Here is a 1973-nt window from a genome sequence, read left to right on the forward strand (position 1 = left end):
CCGCCATACAGGGAAATCGGCGGGCAAGACGATTTCTGTACCGTAGCTTGCCCAATTGCGATTCGAAGCGCCGGTCACGAAACCTTCCTGTGCCAGTTCGACCCCATGGTTGAAAACGGCAATATCGTCCGCGCGCAGCGAGATGTGCACATTCGACCCTCGTGCCATCTCAAGGGCATGGCCGAGAATGCCGAAGCCGGTGACGTCGGTAATGGCATGCACATCCGCATCCTTGGCGAGTTCGCTGCCAATGCGGTTGAGGAGCGTCGTCGATGCGATAAGTTCGCCATAGGCATCCGCCGGCAACATGCCTTTCTTGAACGCCGCCGAGTAGATACCGACACCAAGCGCCTTGGTCAGAATCAGCGTGTCTCCGGGCTTGGCGCCGCTGTTGCGCCGCAGACTGGCAACGGGRCAGGTGCCGATGACCGCAAGACCATAGATCGGCTCGGGAGAATCGATCGAATGGCCGCCCGCAACAGGGATACCTGCCTCAGAGCAGATGGCGCTTCCGCCCTTCAGGATCTCGCGCACCATCTCGGTCGGCAGCTTGTCGATCGGCATGCCGAGAATGGCGAGTGCCATGATCGGTTTTCCGCCCATTGCATAGACATCCGAGATCGCATTGGTTGCGGCGATCCGGCCGAAGTCGAAAGGATCATCGACCATGGGCATGAAGAAATCCGTCGTCGCGATCACGCAGATTTCGTCATCGAGCTGCCAGACTGCGGCATCGTCACCGGTTTCGGTTCCGACAAGCAACCGGGCAAACGGTCCGGTGACGGGTTGATCCGCAAGCAATTGCTGCAAGACAGACGGTGCCAGCTTGCATCCGCATCCGCCACCATGGGACAGCGAGGTCAGGCGTACCGGCGACAATGACGTTCTATCATCCATGATGCGGCTCCATGCGATTTTTCGAAATCTGGATCAGGTCAGATCGTGATCTCTCGAGACCGGATCGTATATCTGAACGCGTCGGGTTCAAGGCAATCGAGCCTGACCGACGCAACTTCCGCCTGCGGGTACATCAGGAAACCGAGCGCCGCTTCGCTCGAACCGGACAATATCACGTCGCGGGCGTCATTATAGGCGATCCAATTGCCTTCCCAGGCGCCAAACAGCGCCTCGCGCGCCGCAACCACCTTGGGATTGTCAGCCGGAAGACCGCCCTCCGCTTCCTCAAGCATGACCTTTCGAACATCCGCCGGGTCAACGGGCACCCAGCCAAAGTCAGAAAGATAGACTTCCGCCCGGCAATGCTGTGCTTTGGTGACGATGTCGTTCTTGGCGCCGAGGCTCTTGTAGCCGAAGTTGGATGGCGCAACCCGGAGACCGTAAATGTCGCGTGCAGGCAGACCAGCGGCTCGGGCAAGGCCGACATAGAGAGCGTTCAGATCGGCACATTTGCCGCCAAGGTTGCCGCTCCTCAACATGGCCACGACATCACCGGAACCGCAGCCGCGCGTCGCGGCATTCCGGTACGTGTTCTCAACAACCCAATCGTAGATCAGCTTCGCCTTTTCGATCTCGTTTGCGGTATCGCCGACGATCCTGTCGGATGTTTCCTTGACGATGCCATCGGTGGGGACAAGTCGGCTTCCGGCCAGATATCGTGCGCGCTCGTCAGTGCTAAGCGGCGTGGCAACCACTGGCTTTGAAAGATCGATGGCGCGATCGCGCGTCGCGACACGGCTGATGATCTCGACGGCAGGTGCTATGCTGCCGGCTTTCCATTCAACAAGCAGCATGTCAGTGTCATTGGCCGGACTGTGCACGATTCTGGCGCCGGTCGCGTTGGCCGTCCAGGTGCTTGTCCCGGGCCGGTTCCAGTCGCTGGCGCTGAAACCGGGCAATGGAATCCATGCGCGCCCGCTGCCCTCGGTGCCTGATGGCTCAATACGGGTTGTGATTTCGAAGGTCCGCCAGGCGGCAGGCTTTGGCGCGAAAGCACTGCCCGCAAACACCTGTCC

The 1973-nt window shown here is 59.9% G+C and carries 2 protein-coding genes; both read right to left on the minus strand.

Annotation, left to right across the window (positions count from 1 at the left end):
* Positions 1–897 (minus strand): selenide, water dikinase SelD (gene selD, locus ACXJ5O_RS25465; protein ID WP_457302338.1); only part of this gene is annotated, 897 nt, incomplete at its 3' end.
* A gap of 38 nt (positions 898–935) precedes the next feature.
* On the minus strand, positions 936–1973 hold a 1038-nt coding region (locus ACXJ5O_RS25470), incomplete at its 5' end, for a transglutaminase-like domain-containing protein (protein ID WP_457302339.1).

The sequence above is a fragment of the Phyllobacterium sp. P5_D12 genome (genome assembly GCF_054049495.1).